The organism is Chitinophaga filiformis, from assembly GCF_021646545.1.
GTDB classification, from domain to species: domain Bacteria; phylum Bacteroidota; class Bacteroidia; order Chitinophagales; family Chitinophagaceae; genus Chitinophaga; species Chitinophaga filiformis_A.
The window spans coordinates 1-25,116 of the sequence record NZ_JAKIRP010000025.1; the positions used below are offsets into that span (position 1 = coordinate 1).

The 25,116-nt window shown below is 47.6% G+C and carries 20 protein-coding genes; 10 read left to right on the forward strand and 10 right to left on the reverse strand.

The features are described 5' to 3' along the window. Positions 1-827 precede the first annotated feature (827 nt). Positions 828-3,146: a family 20 glycosylhydrolase gene (locus L3C95_RS33340; RefSeq protein WP_236394997.1), complete on the reverse strand. Its 2,319-nt coding sequence runs from the start codon at positions 3,144-3,146 to the stop codon at positions 828-830. Between the two features lie 77 nt (positions 3,147-3,223). Then, positions 3,224-3,859 (reverse strand): pseudouridine synthase, encoded by a 636-nt coding sequence (locus L3C95_RS33345; RefSeq protein ID WP_236394998.1) that lies wholly within the window; start codon positions 3,857-3,859, stop codon positions 3,224-3,226. 106 nt (positions 3,860-3,965) lie between these two features. Between L3C95_RS33345 and L3C95_RS33350 the strand changes: the two genes are divergently transcribed. From L3C95_RS33350 to L3C95_RS33360, 3 genes are all read left to right on the forward strand, one after another. After that, positions 3,966-6,371, forward strand: a complete 2,406-nt coding sequence (locus L3C95_RS33350) for a glycoside hydrolase family 127 protein (RefSeq protein WP_236394999.1) — start codon at positions 3,966-3,968, stop codon at positions 6,369-6,371. 29 nt (positions 6,372-6,400) lie between these two features. Then, positions 6,401-7,222 carry an MBL fold metallo-hydrolase gene (locus L3C95_RS33355; protein WP_236395000.1) on the forward strand — a complete coding sequence of 274 codons (822 nt, stop codon included), beginning with the start codon at positions 6,401-6,403 and terminating at the stop codon, positions 7,220-7,222. 85 nt (positions 7,223-7,307) lie between these two features. After that, a complete protein-coding gene (locus L3C95_RS33360) occupies positions 7,308-8,615 on the forward strand; it encodes an acetyl-CoA hydrolase/transferase family protein (protein ID WP_236395001.1) in 1,308 nt (435 codons plus the stop codon). Between the two features lie 5 nt (positions 8,616-8,620). Here the strand turns inward: L3C95_RS33360 and L3C95_RS33365 are convergent, their stop codons facing one another. After that, positions 8,621-9,019: a winged helix-turn-helix transcriptional regulator gene (locus L3C95_RS33365; RefSeq protein ID WP_236395002.1), complete on the reverse strand. Its 399-nt coding sequence runs from the start codon at positions 9,017-9,019 to the stop codon at positions 8,621-8,623. 98 nt (positions 9,020-9,117) lie between these two features. Between L3C95_RS33365 and L3C95_RS33370 the strand changes: the two genes are divergently transcribed. The 3 genes from L3C95_RS33370 to L3C95_RS33380 are packed head-to-tail and all read left to right on the forward strand — an operon-like array spanning position 9,118 to position 12,308. Further along, positions 9,118-9,837: a DsbA family oxidoreductase gene (locus tag L3C95_RS33370; RefSeq protein WP_236395003.1), complete on the forward strand. Its 720-nt coding sequence runs from the start codon at positions 9,118-9,120 to the stop codon at positions 9,835-9,837. A gap of 58 nt (positions 9,838-9,895) precedes the next feature. Next, a complete protein-coding gene (locus L3C95_RS33375) occupies positions 9,896-10,960 on the forward strand; it encodes a winged helix DNA-binding domain-containing protein (RefSeq protein ID WP_236395004.1) in 1,065 nt (354 codons plus the stop codon). A gap of 19 nt (positions 10,961-10,979) precedes the next feature. Then, positions 10,980-12,308: a S41 family peptidase gene (locus L3C95_RS33380; RefSeq protein WP_236395005.1), complete on the forward strand. Its 1,329-nt coding sequence runs from the start codon at positions 10,980-10,982 to the stop codon at positions 12,306-12,308. A 6-nt stretch (positions 12,309-12,314) separates the two neighbouring features. Here L3C95_RS33380 and L3C95_RS33385 read toward each other — a convergent pair whose 3' ends face one another. The 4 genes from L3C95_RS33385 to L3C95_RS33400 all read right to left on the reverse strand — a co-directional run bounded on the left by L3C95_RS33385 (position 12,315) and on the right by L3C95_RS33400 (position 19,289). Further along, entirely contained in the window at positions 12,315-13,481 is a 1,167-nt protein-coding gene (locus L3C95_RS33385) for an efflux RND transporter periplasmic adaptor subunit (protein ID WP_236395006.1), read from the reverse strand. 12 nt (positions 13,482-13,493) lie between these two features. Next, on the reverse strand, positions 13,494-17,852 hold the full coding sequence (locus tag L3C95_RS33390) for a CusA/CzcA family heavy metal efflux RND transporter (protein WP_236395007.1): 4,359 nt from the start codon (positions 17,850-17,852) through the stop codon (positions 13,494-13,496). A 44-nt stretch (positions 17,853-17,896) separates the two neighbouring features. After that, complete coding sequence (locus L3C95_RS33395; RefSeq protein ID WP_236395008.1) at positions 17,897-18,172, reverse strand: hypothetical protein; 276 nt, start codon at positions 18,170-18,172, stop codon at positions 17,897-17,899. A 124-nt stretch (positions 18,173-18,296) separates the two neighbouring features. Beyond that, complete coding sequence (locus tag L3C95_RS33400) at positions 18,297-19,289, reverse strand: YeiH family protein (RefSeq protein WP_236395009.1); 993 nt, start codon at positions 19,287-19,289, stop codon at positions 18,297-18,299. A 188-nt stretch (positions 19,290-19,477) separates the two neighbouring features. Here L3C95_RS33400 and L3C95_RS33405 point away from each other — a divergent pair, with 188 nt between their 5' ends. The 4 genes from L3C95_RS33405 to L3C95_RS33420 all read left to right on the forward strand — a co-directional run bounded on the left by L3C95_RS33405 (position 19,478) and on the right by L3C95_RS33420 (position 23,196). After that, positions 19,478-20,062, forward strand: coding sequence for a TetR/AcrR family transcriptional regulator (locus L3C95_RS33405; RefSeq protein ID WP_236395010.1), 585 nt, complete (start codon positions 19,478-19,480; stop codon positions 20,060-20,062). 60 nt (positions 20,063-20,122) lie between these two features. Next, complete coding sequence (locus L3C95_RS33410) at positions 20,123-20,863, forward strand: SDR family oxidoreductase (protein WP_236395011.1); 741 nt, start codon at positions 20,123-20,125, stop codon at positions 20,861-20,863. 63 nt (positions 20,864-20,926) lie between these two features. Then, positions 20,927-22,468, forward strand: a complete 1,542-nt coding sequence (locus L3C95_RS33415; protein WP_236395012.1) for a DHA2 family efflux MFS transporter permease subunit — start codon at positions 20,927-20,929, stop codon at positions 22,466-22,468. Between the two features lie 92 nt (positions 22,469-22,560). Next, the gene (locus L3C95_RS33420) at positions 22,561-23,196 is read left to right on the forward strand and encodes a class I SAM-dependent methyltransferase (RefSeq protein WP_236395013.1); all 636 of its coding nucleotides are present in this window, start codon (positions 22,561-22,563) and stop codon (positions 23,194-23,196) included. Positions 23,197-23,315: 119 nt separating this feature from the next. Here the strand turns inward: L3C95_RS33420 and L3C95_RS33425 are convergent, their stop codons facing one another. The 3 genes from L3C95_RS33425 to L3C95_RS33435 form a co-directional block, all read right to left on the reverse strand. After that, positions 23,316-24,212, reverse strand: a complete 897-nt coding sequence (locus L3C95_RS33425; protein ID WP_236395014.1) for an SDR family NAD(P)-dependent oxidoreductase — start codon at positions 24,210-24,212, stop codon at positions 23,316-23,318. Positions 24,213-24,229: 17 nt separating this feature from the next. Beyond that, positions 24,230-24,433: a hypothetical protein gene (locus L3C95_RS33430; protein ID WP_236395015.1), complete on the reverse strand. Its 204-nt coding sequence runs from the start codon at positions 24,431-24,433 to the stop codon at positions 24,230-24,232. 160 nt (positions 24,434-24,593) lie between these two features. Next, entirely contained in the window at positions 24,594-24,995 is a 402-nt protein-coding gene (locus L3C95_RS33435; protein WP_236395016.1) for a hypothetical protein, read from the reverse strand. Between the last annotated feature and the right edge of the window lie 121 nt (positions 24,996-25,116).

The following is a 25,116-nucleotide window of genomic DNA, read 5'->3' on the forward strand; positions in this document are numbered from 1 at the left end:
TGCAATAATCTGACGCCTAATCAGGCTCATTTAGCCAGTGGAGCATTAAAGCGAAGATGGATCGCTAAAAAGAAGGTAAAAACAACAGAAATAGCAGTGTAAAGCTTAATTTGCACATCTGTAAAGCTTAATTTGCGCATCTGTAAAGCAAATAATGAATTATTTCAATAACCTGTAAAGTCAATCCTGAAACTTCTTGCAAAAACTGTAAAGTTTTTCTGTACTAAGACAATCCTGGTTACATACCGGAAACATTCCCGTCTTGATACCGCTTTGATACCGCTAATCCTACGTTGATCCTACGTTCATGAACGTAGGATCAACGTAGGATTAGCGGTATCAAAGCGGTATCAAAGCGAACCAAAACCGGCATTCAGATGCTCAAAAAACAGGGGTTAAAATCCGTTTGAGATATGGTTGAGATTCGCTTATCCTCCCTTAATGCTCCCTTTTAAAGGGAAGATTAAGGGAGGATAAGCGAATCTCAACCATATCTCAAGTACATTCAAAGTACATTTGAAGCAGAATATACCAGGATTCCATAAAGTATAACTAAGCATTTTTCATCATCCGCAAACCCAGATTTCTGCAGTTCGTCCCCATGTTTTTGCAGTTCATGCACAGGATTTTGCAGTTTGTGGACATTCCTCAAAATCGCCTTCAAATCTTTCCTAACATTGCATCACGAAGTGCCTTAAAGTACTTCAATATGAAACACTTAAATATACGCCCAACAACCGTTCTTTGACATATAGCATCTTCTAAACAATAAAAAAAACCGCCTCATTCTTCAATGAGACGGTCTATTCTTTTTACAATTCATGCGTTTATTTCCGTTGGAACCAGGCATCAGGAACGGGCTGGATCTTACCGCCATTCACCCTGTATTCCAGCTTCAGCGTATAACCGCCACCGCCTTCAACGAACTGCAGTTCGAATGGATGGAGGCCTTTCTGCAAAGCCACCTGTCCGCTCTTCTGTACAGGTGCATGCCAGCCGTCGTTATCTACGACCTTATCCCCTTCTATCAAGAGGTTAGCGCCATCATCTGCTGTCAGGAAGAAGCTGTATATAGCTGTTTCGGGAACCTCAATATAACCGGTCAGTCGGGCGCCGAAGGCTTTACCACCTTTACCCATCCCTTCAGGAATGATCGCGTTGTTGACATTCACAACGCTATCTGCTGTTGCCGGCAGCTTAGCTGCGCTCTTATAGGAACCGTTGAAATACTGCAGCTGCAAACCGCTCTGTAAGCCGCTTACATTCGCTGGCGCGAAGAATGACTGCTGACGGTAGTTCAACGTATAAATATCGCTCATGCTGCCGGAAGGGCTGAAAGAAGCCAGTTTGATAGTACCCGGACCAGGAATGATATAAGCCTCCGGCAATGCGGGAGACTTCATTGTAGGCGCAGTACCATCGGTAGTGTAACGGATGGTAATTTCCGGCGCTGGTTTCTCCAGTTTGAGTACGGTTTTGCCTACCAGCACATTGTTGTCCGTGAAGCCGTCCAGGTCAGGCATACGGTAATGCACTTTCAGACGGTCGAGCCTTTTATACTGACTGTTTAATCTTTTCACATAGTTATCGTAATCCTGACGGTGTGTCCACAGTACTTCAGCAAGTGCTGTCATACGGGGCATGAACATGAAGTCAGCACGTTTTTCAGAAGGGATCCATTCCGTCCAGATGTTTGCCTGTGCACCGATGATCACCTTTGCCTCTTCCGGCGTCAGACCTTTAGGGATCGGATCGAAGTGGTACACATTGGAAACAGAGTTGCGGTCAGGGATACCATCGAAGTACAGCGGATTACCCGGCGTCATAATCACGGTATTACCGTTCTTCGCTGCTTTCACAGGAGCATCAGGCACCCAGCTACGCCAGTACATGAGAATAGCGGTAGGACTGATACCACCTTCCAGAATCTCATCCCAGCCGATCAGCTTCTTGCCTTTGGAATTGAAGAACTTCTCCATCCTCTTCACGAAATAGCTTTGCAGTTCTTCTACGGTCGACAGGTTATTAGCCTTCATCACTGCTTCGCAGGCAGGTGATTTTGCCCAGGTGCTCTTTTCTACTTCGTCAGCTCCCAGGTGAACATATTGTGATGGGAACAGTGCAAAGATCTCCGAGTATACATTCTCTGCAAATTCAAAAGTTGATTCATTACATGGGCAGATAGGTGTGGTGAACAAGGGGCCCCAGGTGGAACCGCCTACACAGCTCAGGTAAGGATAAGATTTGATAGCCGCCATCATATGCCCCGGCATATCAATTTCAGGGATGATGTCGATATGACGGGCTGCCGCATAGGCAATCACATCTTTCATCTGCGCCTGTGTATAGAAACCGCCATAGAGGGTTTTACCATTCTTCTGAATGATATGGGATTTGTCGATCGCCATATCCGGATTGGTTTTCGCCTTCTCCATACAAACAGAGTCCTGGTTGTTGAATTCACGCCAGGCGCCCTGTTCTGTCAGCAGCGGATATTTCTTAATCTCGATACGCCAGCCCTGATCGTCTGTCAGGTGCAGGTGGAACTTGTTCATCTTGTACAACGCCAGCAGGTCGATGAACTTCTTCAGGTAATCAACCGAAAAGAAGTGCCTGGATACATCCAGGTGCATACCACGCCAGGTATAAGAAGGATGATCGGTGATCTGTACTGCAGGTACGGTGATCTTCGCCAGTTTTCCGGCTTTAACGCCTTCGATAACGGCCGGCATCAGCTGGCGGACTGTCTGCACAGCGCGGAACATACCGGTAGGCGTCTTTGCAGAGATCACCAGTTGCTGTGGCGTTACATCCAGGATGTAATCCTCTTCACCTGTCAGTTGATCATTTTGCTTCAGCACGATAGTACCTGTACCCGCTTTAGCGGCAACAGGCAATGTCTTTCCCAGTCCCTGTTTTACCAGCGCCTGCAACTGTGCAGCTTCATTACTGAAAAAAGTTTTGTTGGCGGGTAATACCAGTTTGGTATTGGCGGTGATCACAAAATCTCCCTGCCTGGCCACCAGCTCCTGCGGATAGGGCACCAAAGCATAACGTGCAGGGTCTGCCTCCTGCGCCCGGGCAACAGATACGCCCAATAGTGCGCTGAGTGCCACGACGCCTGTAAGCCTGAATGATTTGAACATAATAAATTCTTTAAGCATGATAAGGAAGCAGGCAAAATAACAAGAGTCTTAACAGCAAACTAATACCATATTGCTCATTACTGCGGCAATATTGACGCCTCTGGCTGCCAGTTCTCGATCTTCAGCAGGCGGAAAAACTCCGTTTCTTCCATTTCCCTTACACCTCCCGGTGGAAGGTCACCCAGCTCCAGGTCCTCAATAGAAACACGTATCAGGCGGTCGCAATGGTGCCTGATGGCTGACGTCATCTTCCGTACCTGGTGATACTTGCCCTCGGTGAGTGTGATCAGCAGCCAGGAATGCGGCAGGAACTCCTTCAGCGGATATTGCTCCCTTGGTTTGATATACGCCGGCTTTTCTACAATCTCTGCCTGACAGGGAGTGGTTATCCAGTCTACACCTCCCTTGATGCGGATGCTTACACCCTGCTGCAATTGTTGTATTGTTTCCTGGCTCACGATGTTCTTTACCATGACCAGGTAAGTCCTTTTATGCGGTTGCTCACTTTCAAATAACAGGCGGGTGACTTTTTTGTTGGTAGTGAGAATGAGCAATCCTTCGGAATGGTTGTCCAGTCTTCCAACGGCATGCGTGCCTTCGGGGAAATCGAAGTCAAGATCGCCCAGCAGCCTGACCTTATCGGGGCTGATGAACTGGGAGACCATGTTGTATGGCTTATTGATGATAAAATAACGATGACCGCTGTTACTCATTTTTTATTTATTTCAGATAAAATCTGATCAATTCTGATTAATATATTTCCATTAGGCTGGCATAACTATCTATAATTTTAGCCATTGCCAAAATCGTCTTCATTGTATGAAATTATTTGCTTTCATTTTCGCAGCGTTCGCTGGTTGCAGCATAATGGCACAGGCCCAGTTAAAGAAGGACTATCCCATACAGCCTGTTGCCTTTACCCAGGTGCATGTGACCGACAACTTCTGGGCGCCAAAAATACGGGTTAATGCCGATGTCACAATACCCTATACGTTGGAACAATGCAAGCGCACCGGCAGGATCGATAATTTCAAACGGGCGGCACACGTATTACCGGCCGATACAATGACCGAATATACTTTCGACGATACTGACCTCTACAAGGTAATAGAAGGCGCCTCTTACGGCCTTCAAATGAAGAAAAACCCGGACCTCGAACGCTACCTGGATACCCTGATCGCTATTATCGGCGCGGCCCAGGAGAAAGACGGTTACTTATATACCTTCCGTACCATGAATGCCCCTAAACCACACCCCTGGATAGGGACCAGAAGGTGGGTGGAAGAAGAAGACCTCAGCCATGAACTCTATAATTCCGGTCACCTGTTTGAAGCGGCGGTAGCTCATTACCAGGCCACAGGCAAAAGGAACCTGCTGGATATTGCCATCAAAAATGCAGACCTCCTGGTAAAGACATTCGGTTTCGGAAAAGAAGAACGTTTTCCCGGTCACCAGATCGTGGAAACAGGACTGACAAAGATGTACCGGGTAACTGGCAACAAATCTTATCTGGACCTGGCAAAGTTCTTCCTGGATGTACGCGGGCCCGGCAAAAAATACAGTGGTGAATACAACCAGTCGTACAAAAAAGTGGTTGATCAGCACGAAGCCGTAGGCCATGCGGTGCGGGCCACCTACATGTACACCGGTATGGCAGACGTAGCGGCCCTGACAGGCGACGAACAGTACCTTCATGCCATTGACGATATCTGGCATGATGTGGTGGAAAAGAAACTGTACATCACCGGTGGTATTGGCGCTACCGGCAACGGCGAGGCTTTTGGTAAACCCTACGAATTGCCAAATATGTCTGCCTATGCGGAGACCTGCGCGGCGATCGCCAATGTGTATTGGAACAGCAGGATGTTCCTGTTGCACGGCGATGCGAAATATATAGACATCCTGGAGCGGACCCTGTACAACGGACTATTATCAGGCGTATCGCTGAGTGGGGACCGGTTCTTTTACCCTAATCCCCTGGCTTCTATGGGTCAGCACCAGCGCAGTGCCTGGTTCGGATGCGCCTGTTGTATCTCCAATATGACACGCTTCCTGCCGTCAATGCCGGGTTACATCTATGCACAGGATAAGAATGATCTCTATATAAACCTGTTTGCCGGGAACACAGCCGATATTCAACTGCCGGCCGGAAAAGTGACTATCACACAGCAAACAAATTATCCCTGGGATGGAAAACTGGGCATCACTGTTAAACCAGCCCGTACTACCGCTTTTGCGCTGCATATCCGGATACCGGAATGGGCAAAAGGTAAGCCTGTACCGGGAAGTCTTTATTTTGATGCAGACAGCTCCGCTAAAAAGCCGATCGATATCCTCCTGAATGGTAAATCCGTAAAATATGAGATGGTCAAAGGTTACGCTGTTATACAACGTAACTGGAAGGCGGGCGACAATATCAGCCTGGAATTCCCTATGGAGGTACAGAAAGTACTGGCCAATAGCGCCGTGAAGAGCGATACCAGCCGCTTTGCCCTGGAACGCGGTCCGCTGATGTACTGCCTGGAAGGCCCGGACAATAAAGACGCTGCCGTACAGAATATTGTAGTCGACAAAAACGCCGCTGTCAACGCTGTATATAAACCTGATCTGCTCAATGGTGTGACCGTTCTGGAAATGCAGGGCACATCCACCAGCAGGCAACTGAATTCCGACCAGTTGATCAGTTCAACACAGACAGTGACCGCCATCCCTTATTACTCCTGGGCTAACCGTGGTGCTTCGGAGATGACGGTATGGATACCTTACGAAGCTTCTGCTGCACGGCCTAAACCTGCTCCGACCATTGCTTCCAAAAGTAAGGTCAGCGCTTCCGTGGCAAATAAGCGGATGTACATTGCCCTGAATGATCAGTACCAGCCACTGGATTCACACGATAATAATTCCATGTACCTCCACTGGTGGCCTAAACACAATACGCTGGAATGGGTGCAATATGATTTTGACCAGGAATATACCGTGTCTGAGTCGCAGGTGTACTGGTATGATGACAGTCCTTTTGGCGGTTGCCGTATCCCGGCTTCCTGGCGTATCCTGTACAAACAGGGCGACCAATGGGTACCGGTGAAGAACGTTAGCCCCTACACGGTTACAAAAGATAAATATGACAGTGTGCGCTTTGAGCCGGTGAAAACCAAAGCCCTGAAGCTCGAAGTGCAGTTACCTGCAGAAAATGCATCAGGCATTCATGAATGGATTGTTAAATGACTAAAATTTTTAGCTAATATTGCAGTGCTATGTCACTGCAAATTACATCACTCAATTCGGGCAGCAACGGAAACTGTTATTATATCGGGAATGCAAGAGAAGCTGTCCTGATAGATGCAGGCATCTCCTGCAGGGAAACGGAAAGACGGATGAAACGCCTGGGATTGCGTATGGACAGTGTCAAAGCGATCTTCATCTCACATGAACATTCTGACCACATCCGGGGACTGGAAGTCTTGTCGAGAAAGTATAGCCTTCCGGTGTATATCACGGAAAACACCATGCAACATGGTAACCTGAACCTGGATGCCTTGCACGTGCGAAGATTCGATGAATATGCGCCTATCGCAGTAGGAGATCTCAGCGTAACCGCATTCCCTAAGTTTCATGACGCCATAGAGCCCCGCAGCTTTATGATCAGCTGTCAGGATGTAAGAATAGGCGTGTTTACAGATATCGGCGCTCCCTGCGATCATCTGATCAGGCACTTTCAGCAATGCCATGCCGCTTTCCTGGAAGCCAACTATGATGAACAGATGCTGGAAAAAGGCCGGTATCCTTTCTATCTGAAAAGACGCATCCGTGGCGGCAAAGGCCACCTGTCCAATACACAGGCACTGGAATTGTTCAAAGCGCATAAGCCTCCCTACATGAGCCATCTGCTCTTATCGCACCTTTCCAGAGATAATAATAATCCTGAGCTGGTACTCGAACTCTTCCGCCCACATGCAGGACGGACACAGGTAGTGGTAGCCTCCCGCGATGTGGAAACGGCTGTTTATCATATAAATGCAACTCATCAACCCGCTGTTCCTAAAATAGAATATGTACAGGGACAACTCGCTTTCTAACATATATCATATCTTCAACTAACGATTGTCATATTTCAGCACCGACAGCCTGGATAATTTTGTAGTATCATTTAAACATTATACTATGATCAACATGCCATATATCACAGCTGCAGAAGCTGTAAAATGTGTTCAATCCGGTAACCGTGTATTTATTCATGGTAGCGCTGCTACTCCCGTTCACGTTCTCAGGGCCTTACAGAACAGGCATGCAGAACTGAAAGATGTGGAGCTGGTAAGCATTACCACATTGGGAGATGTTGATTTTGATAATCCATTATATCGGGAGAGTTTCTTTGTCAATTCACTATTTGTTTCTGCTGCCAACCGGTCTGTAGTGAACAGTGATGACGGAGATTATGTACCCGTGTTCCTCAGCCAGATCCCGCAATTGTTCAAAAGAAATATCCTGCCACTTGATGTGGCCATCGTGCAGGTTTCTCCGCCTGATGATCATGGTTACTGTTCACTCGGTACTTCTGTTGACATTGCCCGCGCAGCGGTAGACACGGCTAAATATGTGATTGCACAGGTCAATCCGCTGATGCCGCGTACACACGGACAGGGCTTTATCCATATGTCTAAATTCCATGCTGCCGTATGGCAGAAAGCCATACTTCCGGAGATAGATTACTCTATGCAATCAGGCGCCATTACTGAAAAAATAGGCCATAACATCGCGCAGCTGGTGGAAGACGGCGCTACGCTGCAATTGGGTATTGGCGGTATTCCGGATCAGGTGTTGAAGAACCTGACCAACCACAAAAATCTTGGTTTACATACTGAAATGTTGTCTGACGGTGTAATACCGCTGATCGAAAGTGGCGTGATCAATAACAGTCAGAAGAAGCTGAACACCGGTAAATCAGTGACCTCCTTTATGGTGGGTACGCGTAAGTTGTATGATTTTGTAAATGATAATCCGGCCATACGGGTAATGGACATCAGTTATGTGAATGATACTTCTATCATCAGACAAAATCAGAAGGTTACGGCCATCAACAGTGCGATTGAGATAGACCTGACCGGCCAGGTGTGTGCGGATTCTATTGGTACTTTTCAGTATTCCGGTATCGGCGGACAAATGGACTTTATCAGAGGGGCGTCCCTGTCAGAGGGAGGTAAACCCATCATTGCCCTGCCCTCCGTTACGAATAAGGGCATTTCCCGCATCGTGCCATTCCTGAAAGAAGGCGCGGGTGTGGTTACCACGAGAGGGCATGTACATTGGGTGATCACCGAATATGGCATGACAGACCTCTTCGGGAAAAGCCTGAAACAACGCGCAAAAGCGTTGATAGAAATTGCCCATCCGGATCACAGAGAAGAACTGGAACGGGCTTATTTCGACCGTTTCATTAAAAACAAAACAGTAGTCCCGGCATTGATATAATAGTGTTAAAGATGGCTCAGTGCATCCTGTAGGTCTAACTGATTTACGGGATGCATGATCCTTTTACGGTGGGCGCGTCCCCAGTTGGCCATTTCATCTATGATGGTTTCCAGCGTCTTTCCATATGGCGTCAGCTCATATTCTACTGTCACCGGTTTAGTATCGTAAACAGTCCTTTTCACCAGTTCATTCAGTTCCAGCTCCCGCAATTCTTTGGAGAGCATTTTCGAACCTACCCCTTCCACTTCACGCTGTAACTCCATAAAACGCTTTTTTCCAAAGCGCAGAGAGCCGATGATGGCGATCTTCCACTTTCCATTTAACACGTCCAGGGTGTCATGGATGGCACGCAGATGCTCTGTACATGCTTCAGATTTCTCAGATGTTGCTGTTTTCTTGCTCATAATCAGTATAGTTTCCCTAGAGAAACCACTTTCTTCCAGGATACCACTTTCGAAAGTAAAGCATCTTTCGGAACTTTACAAATCAAACGAGCACTATTATGAGTATTACTAATAAGATGAAAGTAGAGATCTGGTCGGATATTATGTGCCCATGGTGTTATATCGGTAAGAGGAGATTTGAGGCTGCCATGGCCCGGTTTCCCGATGCCGGCGCTGTGGAGATCGAATGGCACAGTTTTCAGCTGGACCCGACCATACAGTCTGGCCATGGGGATAATCTGTATACCTATCTGTCGAAAAGAAAGGGCATTCCCTATGAGCAGGCAGAACAGATGAATAACCAGGTGACGGCCTTGGCAGATACCCTGGGATTGACCTATAACCTGGACCAGGCAGTGGTAGCCAATTCATTTGACGCGCACCGTCTGATCCAGCTGGCTAAAAAGCACCGTCTGGGAGATGCGGCTGAAGAGCGCCTTTTCAGGGCCTATTTCACCGAAGGAAAGGATTTCAGTGATCCGGCTACCCTGGTGGCCCTGGGTAAGGAGATCGGACTGGAGGAAAGTGTTTTACAGGAACTGGTGAACGGTCAGGCATATGCCGGTGAAGTGCGTCAGGACATTGCCGAAGCAGAAGCCCTGGGTATCAGGGGTGTTCCTTTCTTTGTATTTGACCGCAAATACGGTGTATCCGGCGCCCAGGCATCCGAAACCTTCCTGGAAGTGCTGAATAAGTCTGTCGGGGAATGGAAACAAACGCAGCCTGCCGGTCTGGATATAATTGAAGGACAATCTTGTGGTCCTGACGGAAACTGCTGACATACTGTTGTCATCTTCGTATCTTTCCTTTGTACTGTTAACTTAAACAGCGCTACGAATGACAGCAAAAGACCTCCTTCAGCAAAGACTGGCCAACCAGCAATTGATACATCCCGCCTTTGGTTCCGCACCTGAACTTGTACACTGGTGCGGGGCCGTGCAGGCACAGGACTATGAAATGTCTAAATGGGCAGTAGGTATGCGCCTGCCCGCGGCTACAACGGAACAGATAGAAGCTTCCATTAGCAAGGGGGAACTTGTTCGCACCCACGTTTTACGCCCCACCTGGCACCTTGTACATCCACAAGACATCCGCTGGATGATGACACTGACAGGGCCTCAGATAGCGCAGGCCATGGGCACTTATACCCGGAAACTTGAGCTCGACGACACCGTCTTCCGGAAAAGTAATAAAGCGTTCGAAAAAGCCCTCAGAGACGGCAAACAACTGACCCGGCCCGAACTGACGGAGATAATGGAGAAAGCGAAGATCCCCACCAATGAGCTCCGGATGAATTTCCTGCTTATAAAAGCGGAACTGGATATGGTGATCTGTAATGGAGGAAAACGGGATAAGCAGATCACATATGCCCTGTTTGACGAACGTGTGCCTGCTACAAAACCATTGACAAAAGAAGAATCCCTCGCGACATTGGCGCTCCGCTATTTCAAGAGCCATGGTCCTGCTACCCTCAAAGATTTCACCGGCTGGAGCGGCTTACCGATTACGGCTGCAAGACAGGGGCTCAACCTGGTGAAAGATCAGCTGACTAAGCATATCGTTTACGACCTCGAATACTGGGGACCAGCGCACGTACCGGATATTAAAACGACTGATCAGCAGGTCCAGCTGCTACCGAATTACGATGAATATCTCGTTGCCTATAAGGACCGGGATATCATCTACGACGGACAGCATGACGATCACCTGAGCAGGGAAGGCAATCCGCTGTTCAATAACATCATCCTCATCAAAGGACAGATTGCAGGGGTATGGAAACGTACTATCAAAAAGAAGGAAATCGTAATGGATCTGCAGACATTCACCCCACTCAATAAAACGGAGCAGGCTAAACTGGATAAGGCAGTTGCAAAATATAAGCAATTCATCCACTTACAATAATATGCGTTAAATTGGGTACATGTTTACCCGTTTGATCAAACTACTACCTGCTGCTGTCATCATCTGCAGTTCCCACTTCGTATCAGCGCAACGCGGTGATTCTCTGAAGGCTGACCTGCAGCTGCTGAAAACGAAACTGGAGACGATCCATCCGGCGTTATATGCATATACTTCACAAACACGGATGGAACAGCTGTTTGACAGTTGTTACAAAGAGCTGAACGACTATACGGACGACAGGCAGTTTTATGGCGTTATCAAGGTCATGTTAAGCGCTGTAAAGGATGGTCATCTGTCGTCAAGCCCTTCGCCCGGCTTTGCCCGGTTCATTCATACTGAAAACCGCTATTTGCCGCTGATGACCTATTTTAAAGGCGACAGCATCTTCATCGTTAACAGTATCGACAATAAGATACCTGCCGGCAGTCGTTTGATCCGTATTAACTCTCACCCTGCTGATGCGATGCGGCAAAAGATGTACGACTACCTGATGTCGGACGGGTACAGTACGAGTAAGAAAGCGCTGATCCTAAACCAGATCTTTTATTTCTACTATTATCTAGCCTACGGCTATTCGTCAGGATTTACCGTGGAGTATACCGCTCCCTCCGGGGAATATTCAACTGTGGCGCTGCCGGCAACCGAAGAAAAAGTCATCAATACGCTGAAGGTGAAGGAAGAAGAAAAGCCTTTGTTGTCCGCTACTTTTACGGAAGACAATATCTGTATACTTAGTATCAGGACCTTTGGTGCGGATGATCTTGCGGAAGCGAAGCTGGATTATCCTGCTTTTCTTGAAAAGACTTTCATGAGAATAAAAAATGACCGGGTGCAAAAACTGATTATCGACCTGCGTGATAATGGTGGTGGCAGAGACGGATATGGTGTGATGTTGTATTCCTATCTCACGAAACAGGCATTCCCATACTACAGCTACCTGGAAAAGAACAAAAAGAAGTTGTCAGGCAAACCGGGACTGGGCAAACAACAACCTGCAGCAATATCTTACAGCGGGGCTGTGTGGGTATTGACTGGTGGCAATACCTTTTCTGCGGCAGCGGAATTTTGTGCTGTTGCCTATAGTAATCACAGAGGTACGTTCATCGGTGAGGAAACCGGCGGAGGCTATGAAGGGAATCACTCCGGACAACTGATAAGCGTCGAATTACCGTCCAGTAAAGCTAATGTCTGGATACCGACTACCAAATATGTCATGAATGTGATTCCCGCAAAATATCCTGGTCGTGGCATTATCCCGCATCTGCAGGTACAGCCTTCTGCAGGGGAATACCTGCGCCATGAAGACACGGTACTGGAGAAGGCCCTGTCAGAAGCCCGTTCCCGTTAGTAAGCACTAGTGCTCGTCTTCTTCTCCTGTGTTCTTTAATTTGGAGAATAATGCAAAGGCGCCTTTTACAACCACATCCGCCCCCTTAATATCAAAGCCGGGAGGCATGATCACTTCTGTATAGCCCAATTCACTGTTCCCTTTTTCAATGGGTAACATCTCATAGAGATAATTCCCTTCTGCACCCGCTTCACGGCCTTTCGCGATGAAGATACAAGGCTTGCCTTCGAACTGGATGATTGCCTCATCCGGTAAGGCATTCACCATGGCATTGCCTGTCTCGATCCAGGCAGTCAGGTACATGCCGGGCAAGAGTTCCCGGTCTTCATTGTCCAGGTGACAGTGTACCTGCACGGTACGCTCATTGCTGATCGCGCGACCGATGAGATGCACCCTTGCAGTGCGTTGTGTGGTTTCATTTGCCAGTGTGAAACGGACACGCTGTTCCAGTTTCAGCTTGGGAATGTCCTTTTCAAAGACGGTCAGTTCCGCATGCAGGTGTTCTGTATTGACAATTTCAAATAGTTTGTCGGCCGGATTCACATAAGCACCGATGTTTGTATTCACGGCCGTTACATAACCTGTAATGGGGCTATATAACTGGATCGTGCTCTGGATATTTCCTGCATCCAGCCCTGCCAGGTCTATATTAAGCAGCTTCAGTTTTTCCTGCAATCCTTTGATGCGTGCGGCATTGGAAAGATAGTTGGCCTTCGCCTGCTGGAACACTTTCTGTGCATTGACGTTTTCTTTGGCGAGGGCTTCCTGCCGCTGGTATTCTGCCAGCAGGTATTCCTGCTGTCCTTTATTCTCCAGGTAGTCCTGCTGTAACTGGATGAGATCCGGATGTTGCAGGGAAACTACTACCTGTCCTTTGCGGATAAAGGTGCCCTGCAATAATTCTGTGTTCTTAACAAACGCGCCGAATGGCGCAGAAATGGTGATCATACTCTGCGGAGGCACATCCAGTTTACCGTTAGCGCGAATGTTGCTGCTGATCTGTTTGGGCTCTATCTTACCCGTTTTCACACCAACGGTGGCATACTGCGCAGGTGTTAGTTCTGCTATCATTCCTTCAGCAGCGGCATGTTGTTCTTCCTGCTCCGCTTTTTCCGTTTTATTGCCGCAGGCAGTTAAAGAAATGATAAGGGTACTATATATAAGATACTTCATGATTTCTGTTGATTATTGTTGTACGTTCAGCATTTGTAAGGACAATACCGCATTGTTATAGTCACGGATGGTTTTCAGGTAGGCTTCGCGGATGTTGAATACTTCCTGCAGACTTAAGAGATAAGTGGTATATCCTACATCTCCTTTTTCATATCCCAGCAATGCCTGCTTTTCGATGAGCATCGCATTGGGTATGGCCGTTTCCCGGTAATAATCCAGGCTGCTCTTATAACGGGAGAACTGCGCAACGGCCTGCTGCCACCTGCTTTTCAGTTCAACATTTGACTGCTGATAGTTGAGGTCTGCCTGTACCCTGCGTTGCTCAGCCGCCCTCACTCTTGCACGGAAGGGGCCCAGCCATAAAGGAATGGAAACACCGGCATGCCATCCCTGGAAACGATCGCCGCCTTTGGCAATAGCCGTCCCTGCGCTGTTGAGTGGAGTGCCCGTTAGCGACTGATTAAAATAGCCAAGGGAGAGATCAGGTAATAACGCATTTGCTTCCAGTTTCCTCTCTTTCTCCTGTATGACCACCTGCTGTTGTTGCCATTGTAATGCAGGATAATGCTGTAGCTGGGCCGAGTCGCCGACAGCTCCCGCAGGCAAAGGCTCTAACGTTTGTTTCGCGATAACTAATGGAGTGGTACTACCGGACAATCCCTGTAGTCCTGCCAGTAATAGCTGTTCCTCATTAAGACTCTGCCTCTTGAGATGTTGTATCTCCGCCAGTCTTGTCTCTGCGGAAGTCTTTTCCAATAGTCCTGATTCGCCCGTTCTGAATTTCAGGTCAGCGGCTTTCACGAAACGTTGATAGATACTATCCTGCTGCTCCAGTAGCTGCCGGTATGCATACAGGTACTGTAGCTGATACCAGCCTTGTTTTACCTGGAATATTAGTTCATGTTTAGTGGCAGCCTGTTGCAGTCTGCTACCCTGCAGCTGAGCATCGTATAGCGATGCTTTTGCCCCAAATACAGAAGGGAAAGGGATCTTCTGGGTGACCGTAATATTGTTATCGCTTTTGACATAGCTGTTATACTGGCCGTACTGCAGGCCGATGTCTGTTTTAGGCAATTCTCCCGCCGTACGTTTGAGTTGTCTGTAATAGTCCACACCAGCTCCAGCGGCCTGCAGGCCTCTATTCTGCTGTAGTGTAAGCTGTATCAGTCCGTCCAGTGTGAGCGGCTGCTGTGCATGTGAGAGCAAGGGAACACCTGTCAGCAGCAACAGGATCATTACTGTTTTACGCATGTTTCCGGCGCCTTTTATTTTTTCAGATAAGATATACAGGCAGGGCAATACAAATAAGGTAAGCAGCGTAGCGCTTATCAGTCCGCCGATAACCACTGTAGCCAGCGGCTTCTGTACTTCCGCACCACTGCCCTGCGACAATGCCATGGGCAGGAAGCCCAGGGAAGCAACTGTAGCTGTCATGATCACAGGGCGCAGACGGGTGCCTGTGCCCCGCATGACTATCTCCCGCAGATCAGTTAATCCTTCTTTACGCAGGCGGTTAAACTCAGCAATGAGCACAATACCATTCAGCACGGCCACACCGAAGAGCGCTATAAAACCGACAGCGGCTGAAATGCTGAACGCCATCCCCCGCAACCATAAAGCAACAATGCCGCCCACTGCCGATAAGGGAATGGCTGTGTAAATGAGCAGGCCCTGCTTAACAGAACCAAAAGAGAAATACAGCAGAATGAATATCAGCAGTAAGGCTACCGGCACAGCTACTTTCAGGCGTGATCTGGCTTGTTGCAGATTTTCAAAGGAGCCACCATATGTTACATAATAGCCGGGAGACATTTTTACTTTCTGACCTACTTTTTGCTGCAGCTCATTCACGATGCTCTCGACGTCTCTGCCACGTACATTGAAACCCACGGTGATACGCCGTTTGGCATCATCGCGCTGGATCTGGTTGGGGCCTACTTTGAGGCTGACATCAGCCACCTGGTTCAAAGGTACCTGATTGCCATTGGGAGCTGTGACGTATAAGGATGATACATCTTCCAGGCCAGCCCTGTTCTGTTTATCCAGGCGCACCACCAGGTCAAATCTTTTCTCTCCTTCATAAACGACACCTGCACGTTGACCAGCGAAGGCGGTATTGATAACCGTATTAATATCTTCTATATTCAGACCAAAGCGGGCGATCTGGTCACGGTGATATTGCACGACGATCTGCGGCAGGCCGGACGACTGCTCTACATAAAGGTCTGTGGCGCCGCGTATGCCACTTACTACGTTACCTACCTTATGGGCATAGGTAGCAAGCCTGTCCAGGTCTTCTCCGTAAATTTTTACCACCACATCCTGCCGGGCGCCGGTCATGAGTTCATTGAAACGCATCTGTATCGGCTGTTGAAAGCCAAAGCTGACACCGGGGATTGCCTCTAAGGCCTCGGTCATCTTATCAGCCAGTTCGTCTCTGTTCTCTGCTTTGGTCCACTCAGAACGCTCTGTCAGGGTAATGATCAGGTCACATGCTTCTACCGGCATTGGGTCCGTAGGAATCTCACTGCTCCCTACCTTACCCACCACTTCTTTTACTTCATCGGGGAACTGTTTCAGGAGAATATCTGCCGCCTTACCGGCAACATCTATTGTTTCATAAAGGCTGCTGCCCGTCAGCAATCTAGTCTCCACGGCGAAATCACCTTCATCCAGAGAAGGAATAAATTCCGCTCCTAACCGGGTGAAGAGCAACAGACTGGCGGCAAACAAAAGGATTGATATTACGATGACGGTCCGTTTGAAACGTAATACAAATGTTAAGGCCCTGGCATAAATGCGATGGAAATAATCCATGATCCTGTCAGACAGGGTACGTTTATGCACTGCCTTTTTACTTAAGAACAATGCACTGGCCATGGGCACGTAGGTCAATGAGAGAATGAAGGCCCCTAAGATGGCAAAAGAAACCGTCTGCGCCATGGGACGAAACATCTTTCCTTCCACACCTGAAAGCGCCAGAATTGGCAGATAAACGATTAATATGATGATCTCTCCGAAAGCGGCGGATGTTCTGATACGGCTGGCAGCTGTATAGACTTCGTCATCCATTTCGGCCTGCGTGAATGCAAGACCTGATTTCCGCAATCCCAGGTGGTGCATAGTAGCTTCCACGATGATCACTGTACCATCCACGATGAGCCCGAAGTCGATAGCCCCGAGGCTCATAAGGTTGCCAGATACATTGAAGAGCTGCATCATACAGATAGCAAACAACATGGCAAGGGGAATAACGGAAGCTACGATCAGACCCGCCCTCAGGTTACCCAATAGCAATACCAGCACAAAGATGACGATCAGCGCACCTTCAGCCAGGTTACGTACAACGGTTTCCACAGCATTGTTCACCAGTTTGGTCCTGTCCAGGAAAGGTTCTATCAGCACTCCTTCCGGTAAGGTCTTCTCTATCTGTTTAATCCTTTCCTTTACGTTCCTGATCACGGCCGAGGAGTTGGCCCCTTTCAGCATCAGTACGATGGCTCCTACCCTTTCGCCTTCCGTGTTGCGCGTCATAGCACCATAGCGGATAGCGTGTCCGTAACCTACTTTTCCTACATTATCGATCAACACGGGGATGCCGCTACTGTGGGTTTTCACCACTACATTCCCGATATCTTCAAGGCTGCCTATGAGTCCTTCGCTACGGATGAACCAGGCATTGGGTCTTTTATCAATGTAAGCACCGCCGGTATTCTGATTGTTCTTTGCCAGGGCATTGAACACATCAGTGATGCTGAGGTCCATGCTACGCAGCTTTTCAGGGTCAAGCGCGATCTCATATTGTTTGAGATAACCACCGAAGCTACTCACATCCGCCACGCCGGGTACGCCCAGCAATTGCCGGCGGATGATCCAGTCCTGTATACTGCGCAGCTCCATGGCATTGTATTTCTTCTCGTAGCCTGGCTTGGTATGGACAACGTACTGGTAAATTTCTCCCAGTCCTGTGGTAACGGGCGCCAGTTCGGGATTACCTACGCCTGCAGGTATTTGTTCTTTGATGGTGGTCAGTCGTTCACTAACCTGCTGCCGGGCCCAGTAAACATCTACATTCTCCTGAAAAACTACGGTGACTACACTGAGTCCGAAGCGGGAAAACGAACGGACCTCCGTAATGCCGGGAATGGTAGCAACGGATTGTTCCACCGGGAAAGTAACCAGTCGTTCAATGTCCTGTGCAGCCTGTGAAGGTGCAGTGGTGATAATCTGCACCTGGTTGTTGGTAATGTCGGGCAATGCGTCTATAGGCAATTTCGTGAGGGCGTAAATACCCCACGCAATCAGCCCGACAACAAAGAGTATAACGATCAGTTTATTCCGTACGGAAAAACCGATGATCTTATCGAGCATGGATATAGTTTAAATGAATGAATTAAAGGGATAATATGGACCTATTATGCCCTCGGCGGGTTCCAGCATTTCGCTGTATAACCGGGAAGAGAGATGACCCGGTATTCTGTATAATGGGTGTAAATAATATTCGTAACGGGTTCTATCTGTACTGTCTTTTCCAGTACTACCGGCACAGAGCAGTTATGACAGCTGAAGAAAGGAGAGCAGATACCTTGTGGTGCATCATGCCTGTCGCCTTCGCAATTATCGAAATTGCAACAGGGGATGACTGCCATCAGCAGCACATAGATCGATATGATCAATGTAATTACTTTCATAATGCCGGGTCAAATATAGGTCAATCATCAGATTTAATTGTAATGAAAGATTGCAACACTGTTGTCGACAGGAAGGAAAGGCGCACAGATGTTGCTGTCTGACAGCCATCTATGGCCTTTCTGTTCATTTTACCAGGTGCAGTACGGCCCACAGGGCCGCACCGGAAATGGCTACCCATAAAAGCACCCCTTGTATTAATGGTCTTACACCTACGCCTTTCAGCACCGCCCGGGACAATCCTGCACCGATCAGGAACAGCGTAAGGGTCAGGCCGGTCTTTGCTACCTGTACGATCACATCGCTGACAGGCTGCATCGGTACATACGTATGTACGATCATGGCAAGCACAAACAAGCCTATAAAGTAGGGCACTTTCATCTTCTGTTTGCCTGCGTTGAAGCAAAATGCCGTCAACAATGCAACCGGGATGATCCACAGTGCACGCGCCAGTTTAACGGTAGTTGCTATTTCGAGTGCTTCAGAGCCGTATTTACTGGCAGCACCTACAACAGAGCTGGTGTCGTGAATAGCAATGGCGCTCCACAGGCCGAATTGCGTCTGCGTCATATGCAGCAGGTGGCCAATAAAGGGAAACAGGAAGAGCGCTGCCGAGTTCAGGATAAAAACTGTCCCCAATGCTACTGACAGTTGTTTTTCTTCCGCCCTGATAACCGGGGAGATCGCAGCAATAGCGCTGCCACCACAGATGGCAGTACCACAGGAGATGAGGTGTGAAGTCTTACTTTCTATCTTCAGCAATTTTCCTGTAACGTAGCCGATTAACAGCGTGCCGGTGATGGAAGCCACGGTAAACAAAAAGCCTTCGCTACCGACCTTCACGGCACTGTGGATGTTCATGCCAAAGCCCAGTCCTACGACGGACACCTGCAACAATATATGTGTAGCCTTATGATTCAGATGAAGGAAGGGATGACCTATAAACTGAGCGATGACAAGCCCTATTACCAACGCCACAGGTGGAGATACCCAGGGCGTGAGGCAGGCAGTAAGCGCTAATACGAATATCACTTCGCGTGTAGTGATACTTCTGTCCAGGAAGTTCTTCTTTATTATCTCTTCCTGAAGTGTTTTTCCATTGTGCAATATTGTACTCATATACCGATCTTTTGATGGCACAAAGTTGCGTCACATCTTGTGCGAAAGGAAATCACCATTCGTAATATCCAATAACCTGAGGTTATGCATTCAGGGTCCTGAAAGTTATCCCACCAGTCGCCAGCAAAAGATTTATTTGGTTAATAATACCGATTGGTATATTTTTACATCGTCTTAATGAACGCAATATGAGTAAGGCAGAAAGAACGAAAGAGTTTATAGTGGAGAAAACGGCCCCCATCTTCAATAAGAAGGGATTTGCCGGTACTTCTCTTTCTGACATGACGGAGGCGACTGGTCTTACGAAAGGCAGCATTTATGGCAATTTTGCCAATAAAGACGAAGTGGCCCTGGCCTCATTTGATTACAATCTCCGGAAGCTGAGAACATATGTTTATGCAGAGGAGGAAAAGGCTAAAACCATCAAGGAAAAGCTGATGGTGCGCACCATGCTCTTTGGAAAAGAGCGTCCCCTGGCTTACCCAGAAGGTGGTTGTCCGCTGATAAACACTGGTCCGGAAGCCGACGATACGCATCCGGCCCTGAAGGCAAGAGTGGCAGACGCGATTGAAAACTGGAAGGACAGGACTGTCAGCATGATAGAAGAAGGGATCAGGAACAAAGAGATCTCTCCGGATACAAACCCCGAGCAGGCGGCGCTGACACTGATCTCTATGATCCAGGGGGCGATATTCGTTGCCAGGACCACCAGCAAACTGGAATACGGCAGAAGTGTCATGGAGGTGGCCAGAAAATATATAACATCACTCTGACTATTTTTTTAACTATAAATATACCAATCGGTATAATTCACAAAGCGTAAACAAAACATCATGAAAACGAGCAACAATACTGTCCTGATAACGGGCGGTGGAGCAGGTATTGGCTTTCAGACAGCCAAACTATTATCTGAAAAAGGCAATCATGTCATCATTACCGGCAGAAATGCAGGCACGCTGGAAAAAGCAGCCGCACAGCTGAAAAATGTAACGGCTATAGTATCTGATGTATCAAAAGAAGAAGATGTAAACGCGTTGGTAAAAAGACTTCAGGCAGAATTTCCAGCTTTAAACATTGTGATCAACAATGCTGCAGCAGCGGAAGTATACAAACTGGAAGCCGGTGTAAATGCTTATGCTAAAGCGTCTCATGAAATTCACACCAATTTCCTCTCCGTAATAAGGCTGAATGAATTATTGCTGCCATTACTGGAAAAACAAGCGGAATCGGCTATTGTAAATGTTTCTTCCATCGTGGCTATCTCTCCCGGAGCCCGACTCCCGGGTTATGCCGCCAGTAAAGCAGCTTTGCATTCTTATACTCAGGTACTGAGACATACATTATCTGCCACCAATGTGAAAGTATTTGAGCTGATGCCGCCTCTTGTCAATACAGAGTTTTCAAAAGAGATCGGTGGCGAAAATGGTATGCCTCCTGCAGCGGTAGCAGCAGCATTCGTGGAAGCACTCGCTACAGACAACTACGAAATACATGTAGGCAATACTGCTGATTTCTATAAATTGTTCCTTTCCTCTCCTGCAGAGGCTTTCAAAGTCTTAAACACCAGAGAATAATTCCCTGCTTTTTTTGACAGTTATTATACCGATTGGTATAATAACTGTCACTATACAACTTACATGAAAAGGACTATACTACTGATCACCGTTATTGCTGCTGCAGTAATGGAGCTGATAGACACCTCCATCGTCAACGTAGCATTGTCGCACATGAGCGGTAACCTTGGCGCTACGCTGGAAGATACGTCCTGGGTGATCACCGCCTATGCCATTGCCAATGTGATCATTATTCCCATTACCAGTTTCCTTTCGAATAAACTCGGCCGGCGCAATTATTATATTGGCTCTATCATCGCGTTCACGTTCTTTTCATTCATGTGTGGCCAGGCTTCCAATATCTGGGTACTGGTCATTTTCCGCTTCTTACAGGGTATCGGAGGTGGCGCCCTGCTGTCGGTTTCGCAGGTCATTGTGTTTGAATTGTTCCCTAAAGAGAAACAGAATGTAGCCAGCGCACTCTTTGGCGTCGGCGTATTTGTCGGTCCTACCATTGGCCCTACCCTGGGCGGGTACATCACGGAGTTCTATGACTGGCCATGGATCTTCTTCATTAACGTGCCTATTGGCATCGTTGCGGCAGCCATCTGTTATGCATTACTGAAGGAACCGGAAGTGAAAGGAACAACGGGTAAGATTGACTGGGCAGGCATTATACTACTGGCTATAGGTATCGGATCTCTGCAGACGGTATTGGAGCGGGGCGAGACAGACGACTGGTTTGAAGCAGGATACATCATATTTCTCAGTGTCACTGCTTTCTTCGGATTATTATTGTTCATATGGTGGGAATTGACTACACCGGCACCGGTAGTGAACCTCCGGGTACTGAAAAGCCGGAACCTGAGCCTGGCGGCCATACTGACGTTCGTATCGGGTGTTGGGCTATTCAGCTCTGTGTTTCTCACGCCTGTATTTGCGCAGCGATTATTGAACTTTACGCCAACGCAAACAGGCTTGTTATTGTTGCCGGGCGCTATACTGGCTATCGGAGGACTGGTCATTTCAGCCAGGTTGTTACAAAGAGGCGTCTCTCCTATCGTTATGATCTCTGCCGGCATGCTGATGTTTGTTGTTTTCAGCTGGCAGATGTCTGGTTATAATCTCGATGTCAGTGCCGGCAGTCTGACAACCACATTGATCTGGAGAGGAGTCGGACTGGCGATGACCACCGTGCCCTTGTCTGTATTGGCGGTATCGTCACTCGCTCCGGCCGACTTTGCACAGGGGGCTGCTTTGAATAATATGATGCGACAGCTGGGAGGCTCTTTTGGACTGGCAATGGTAAATACCTATCTGGCTAACCGTAACGCGGTACACAGGGCAGACCTGGTATCGAACATCACTGCCGACAATCCGCTGGCGGTAAAGCGGCTGGCCGACTATACACAATTCTTCATATCAAAAGGCGCAGGCGCGGCGGACGCCCATGCCAGGGCATTGCGACTCATAGATGCCGGTATTACCAAACAAACTTCAGTGCTGAGTTTCGATGATGCTTATCTGTTAGTAGGACTTGTGTTTTTGTGTTCATTGCCCTTATTACTCATGGCATCACGGAAGAAGAAAGGCGCTAAGGTACAGGTAGTACTTGCAGATCACTAGGCTGTTTTCGCTTTGTCAAGTATACCAGGGCCGGGGAAGCATTTTGCTTCCTGGCCCTTTTCGGCTAATTTACAGTCTATACTTGCCGGTGAATGAAGAACAACTATGACAATATTGCCAGATATTATGACTTCCTCAGCCGTATTGTATTTCGCACCGCCCAGCAGGATGCGCAGACTGCCCTGCTGCCCTACATAGCAGCAGACAGCAAAGTCCTTATTGCAGGTGGAGGGACAGGCTGGATACTGGAGGAAATGACGAAAATATGTCCGCCCGGCTTATATATCTATTATGTGGAGATCTCTGCGAATATGATAGCACTCGCTAAGCAGCGGAAATACCAGCATGCCGTAACTTTCGTCAATATGGCAATTGAAGATTTCAACAAAGACCGTTCCCACACTTTCGATGTCATTATTACTCCCTTCCTGTTTGATAACTTCTCCCGGGAAAGAATAAAGCCTGTTTTCCTGCATCTTCACGGTATGCTCTGTCCCGGCGGGAAATGGCTGTTCACCGACTTTCACTACCAACAACACGCGCCGCTGTGGCAACGGACACTACTCCGTAGTATGTATATATTCTTCAGGATATTGTGTCATGTGGAGGCGGATGCGCTGGCGGATATTGAGCCCTTGTTCAAAGAGCATCAATACAAGGGGCTTTTTGAGGCATTCTATTTCGGCAGGTTTATCCGGACAGCCGTTTATGGTAAAGGGACATGTTAATAATTGTTAAATAACAGCTACTGCGAAACCGTTTCATGGATGATTGATGAGATTTAATAAAAATTTCATGCATTCTATCCTGAACAACCACTAATAAAAAAGAGGGATAGGCTTATTGCCTATCTCTCTTTCAAATCTCCAGACTCCCTGCCGATAGATTCGCGTTCCTTGCGGGAAGCGCTATGGCTGGAAGCTGTTCTCCCATCTTCTTTCTCTGACGGCTCCATCAGTTTACGCATGTTGACGGCGTTTGCTTCATCACTCAATAAATTCGCCATATAAACATGCATCTTTGTTTTACCGCCGGATATCACACGACTTTCTCCACTCATTAGTGCTTCGTAACCGTCCTGGGCTACTTCTTCCGGTGTTTGCAACGACTCTTCACGATACGTTTTCGTGTACTCCATATTTGCCTTATGGAAAAAGTCTGTATCCGATGCACCTGGCAACAACACTGTAACATTTACACCGGTGTCCTCCAGTTCATTGCTGATAGCAGCGCTGAATGAGATCACAAAGGCTTTTGTAGCTGCATAAACTGACAATAATGGCATAGGCGCTTTACCAGCCTCGGAGCCCAATTGTAGTATATGTCCTTCGCCTCTCGCAGCCATATCAGTGGCAAAATATTTGGTCAATGCCACCAGTGAACAAATATTTAACTGGATTATATCAAGATTGCGCTGCAGATCAATGTCGATAAACCGGCCCCATTCTCCCTGTCCGGCGTCATTCACCAGGTAATTCACTACGATGCCTCTCGCCTGTACTTCATCATATATTTCCTTTGCTGCAGTGGGCTGGAACAGATCACAGGAAATAGGCGTTACTTCTATGTTGTATTGCTGCTTCAATTCATCTGTTACTTCCTGTAGTCTTTCCTTCGATCTGGCAACCAGCACCAGGCTGAAACCATCCTTTGCAAACAATTTTGCCAATTCATATCCGAATCCGCTCGTAGCGCCGGTGATCAATGCGTATTGGTTACGGTTGTTTACGTTAATTACTGGCATACATTTCAGTTTAAATATCAACGGGAATTCTTAAGACTGTGTGGCGCTTCCTTCAGTTCATCCTTTTGTTCTTTCGCTTCGGGAGTTACCTCTTTTGCACCTTTGTTATCACGTTCCCGTTCGGTTTGTTCTATAGATGATTGTGAAGATTCAGCTGCTTCTGATTGTTCAGCTTTACCGGTAAGGTCTTCTTTTTTCATCTTAGGTTTATCCTGTCCCATAACTTAAAATTTAAGCGTGAAGAATAATCTATATAGATCAAACAACAAGCCATGTATGCCACATATGGGAACAAGCGTAGTCAACCGGCATATTTGTATACATGCTGGTACAGCAGTGTGGAAATAATTACTGGGTAAACAAACTATGGCTGAACTCTCTTCAGTCGGCAGGCTGAACGGGAGCTTCTTTCTCTGTTCCGGCAATGAGACTTTCCCTTCCGAGCAGGTTCTGTTTTTCCAACGACAACTCATCTGTGCGTGTGGTTTGCAACCAGCCATTCCTGGAGCGTCTGAACACCTGTATGGCGAGGCCCATATCGCGGTAGAAGTCTCTTTCCACTTCCGCAACGGTTCGGTGTTCACCAATATCTATCCAGCCAAAACTATGGATCAGACGGATCTCCTCAATAGGAGTATCCGCGGGGAGTTTTTTGTTGTTGGCGGTGCCTTTTCCCTGATCATGAGGACAGAGATAAAATTCCAGTTTCAGGTAAGGATATACCTCATGAAATTTATTCTGGATGTTGCGCAAAACATCTTCTTCACTGATATATATTTCCATCGTGTTGCGTTTTAATGAGTTAATGATACGCCTGACATCCTTTCCTGTGCATTCCCTTTTTTGTAAAACAAACAGGTGAATTATTAGTTGCAGGAGTAACAAGATGTTTCAAAGGTAGCCT

What these genes read in the sequence shown, in the direction of transcription:
- L3C95_RS33340 (WP_236394997.1), bottom strand. Translation starts at nt 3,146, where the DNA reads ATGTTCAAATCATTCAGGCTTACAGGCGTCGTGGCACTCAGCGCACTA.
- L3C95_RS33345 (WP_236394998.1), bottom strand. Translation starts at nt 3,859, where the DNA reads ATGAGTAACAGCGGTCATCGTTATTTTATCATCAATAAGCCATACAAC.
- L3C95_RS33350 (WP_236394999.1), top strand. Translation starts at nt 3,966, where the DNA reads ATGAAATTATTTGCTTTCATTTTCGCAGCGTTCGCTGGTTGCAGCATA.
- L3C95_RS33355 (WP_236395000.1), top strand. Translation starts at nt 6,401, where the DNA reads ATGTCACTGCAAATTACATCACTCAATTCGGGCAGCAACGGAAACTGT.
- L3C95_RS33360 (WP_236395001.1), top strand. Translation starts at nt 7,308, where the DNA reads ATGATCAACATGCCATATATCACAGCTGCAGAAGCTGTAAAATGTGTT.
- L3C95_RS33365 (WP_236395002.1), bottom strand. Translation starts at nt 9,019, where the DNA reads ATGAGCAAGAAAACAGCAACATCTGAGAAATCTGAAGCATGTACAGAG.
- L3C95_RS33370 (WP_236395003.1), top strand. Translation starts at nt 9,118, where the DNA reads ATGAGTATTACTAATAAGATGAAAGTAGAGATCTGGTCGGATATTATG.
- L3C95_RS33375 (WP_236395004.1), top strand. Translation starts at nt 9,896, where the DNA reads ATGACAGCAAAAGACCTCCTTCAGCAAAGACTGGCCAACCAGCAATTG.
- L3C95_RS33380 (WP_236395005.1), top strand. Translation starts at nt 10,980, where the DNA reads ATGTTTACCCGTTTGATCAAACTACTACCTGCTGCTGTCATCATCTGC.
- L3C95_RS33385 (WP_236395006.1), bottom strand. Translation starts at nt 13,481, where the DNA reads ATGAAGTATCTTATATATAGTACCCTTATCATTTCTTTAACTGCCTGC.
- L3C95_RS33390 (WP_236395007.1), bottom strand. Translation starts at nt 17,852, where the DNA reads ATGCTCGATAAGATCATCGGTTTTTCCGTACGGAATAAACTGATCGTT.
- L3C95_RS33395 (WP_236395008.1), bottom strand. Translation starts at nt 18,172, where the DNA reads ATGAAAGTAATTACATTGATCATATCGATCTATGTGCTGCTGATGGCA.
- L3C95_RS33400 (WP_236395009.1), bottom strand. Translation starts at nt 19,289, where the DNA reads ATGAGTACAATATTGCACAATGGAAAAACACTTCAGGAAGAGATAATA.
- L3C95_RS33405 (WP_236395010.1), top strand. Translation starts at nt 19,478, where the DNA reads ATGAGTAAGGCAGAAAGAACGAAAGAGTTTATAGTGGAGAAAACGGCC.
- L3C95_RS33410 (WP_236395011.1), top strand. Translation starts at nt 20,123, where the DNA reads ATGAAAACGAGCAACAATACTGTCCTGATAACGGGCGGTGGAGCAGGT.
- L3C95_RS33415 (WP_236395012.1), top strand. Translation starts at nt 20,927, where the DNA reads ATGAAAAGGACTATACTACTGATCACCGTTATTGCTGCTGCAGTAATG.
- L3C95_RS33420 (WP_236395013.1), top strand. Translation starts at nt 22,561, where the DNA reads ATGAAGAACAACTATGACAATATTGCCAGATATTATGACTTCCTCAGC.
- L3C95_RS33425 (WP_236395014.1), bottom strand. Translation starts at nt 24,212, where the DNA reads ATGCCAGTAATTAACGTAAACAACCGTAACCAATACGCATTGATCACC.
- L3C95_RS33430 (WP_236395015.1), bottom strand. Translation starts at nt 24,433, where the DNA reads ATGGGACAGGATAAACCTAAGATGAAAAAAGAAGACCTTACCGGTAAA.
- L3C95_RS33435 (WP_236395016.1), bottom strand. Translation starts at nt 24,995, where the DNA reads ATGGAAATATATATCAGTGAAGAAGATGTTTTGCGCAACATCCAGAAT.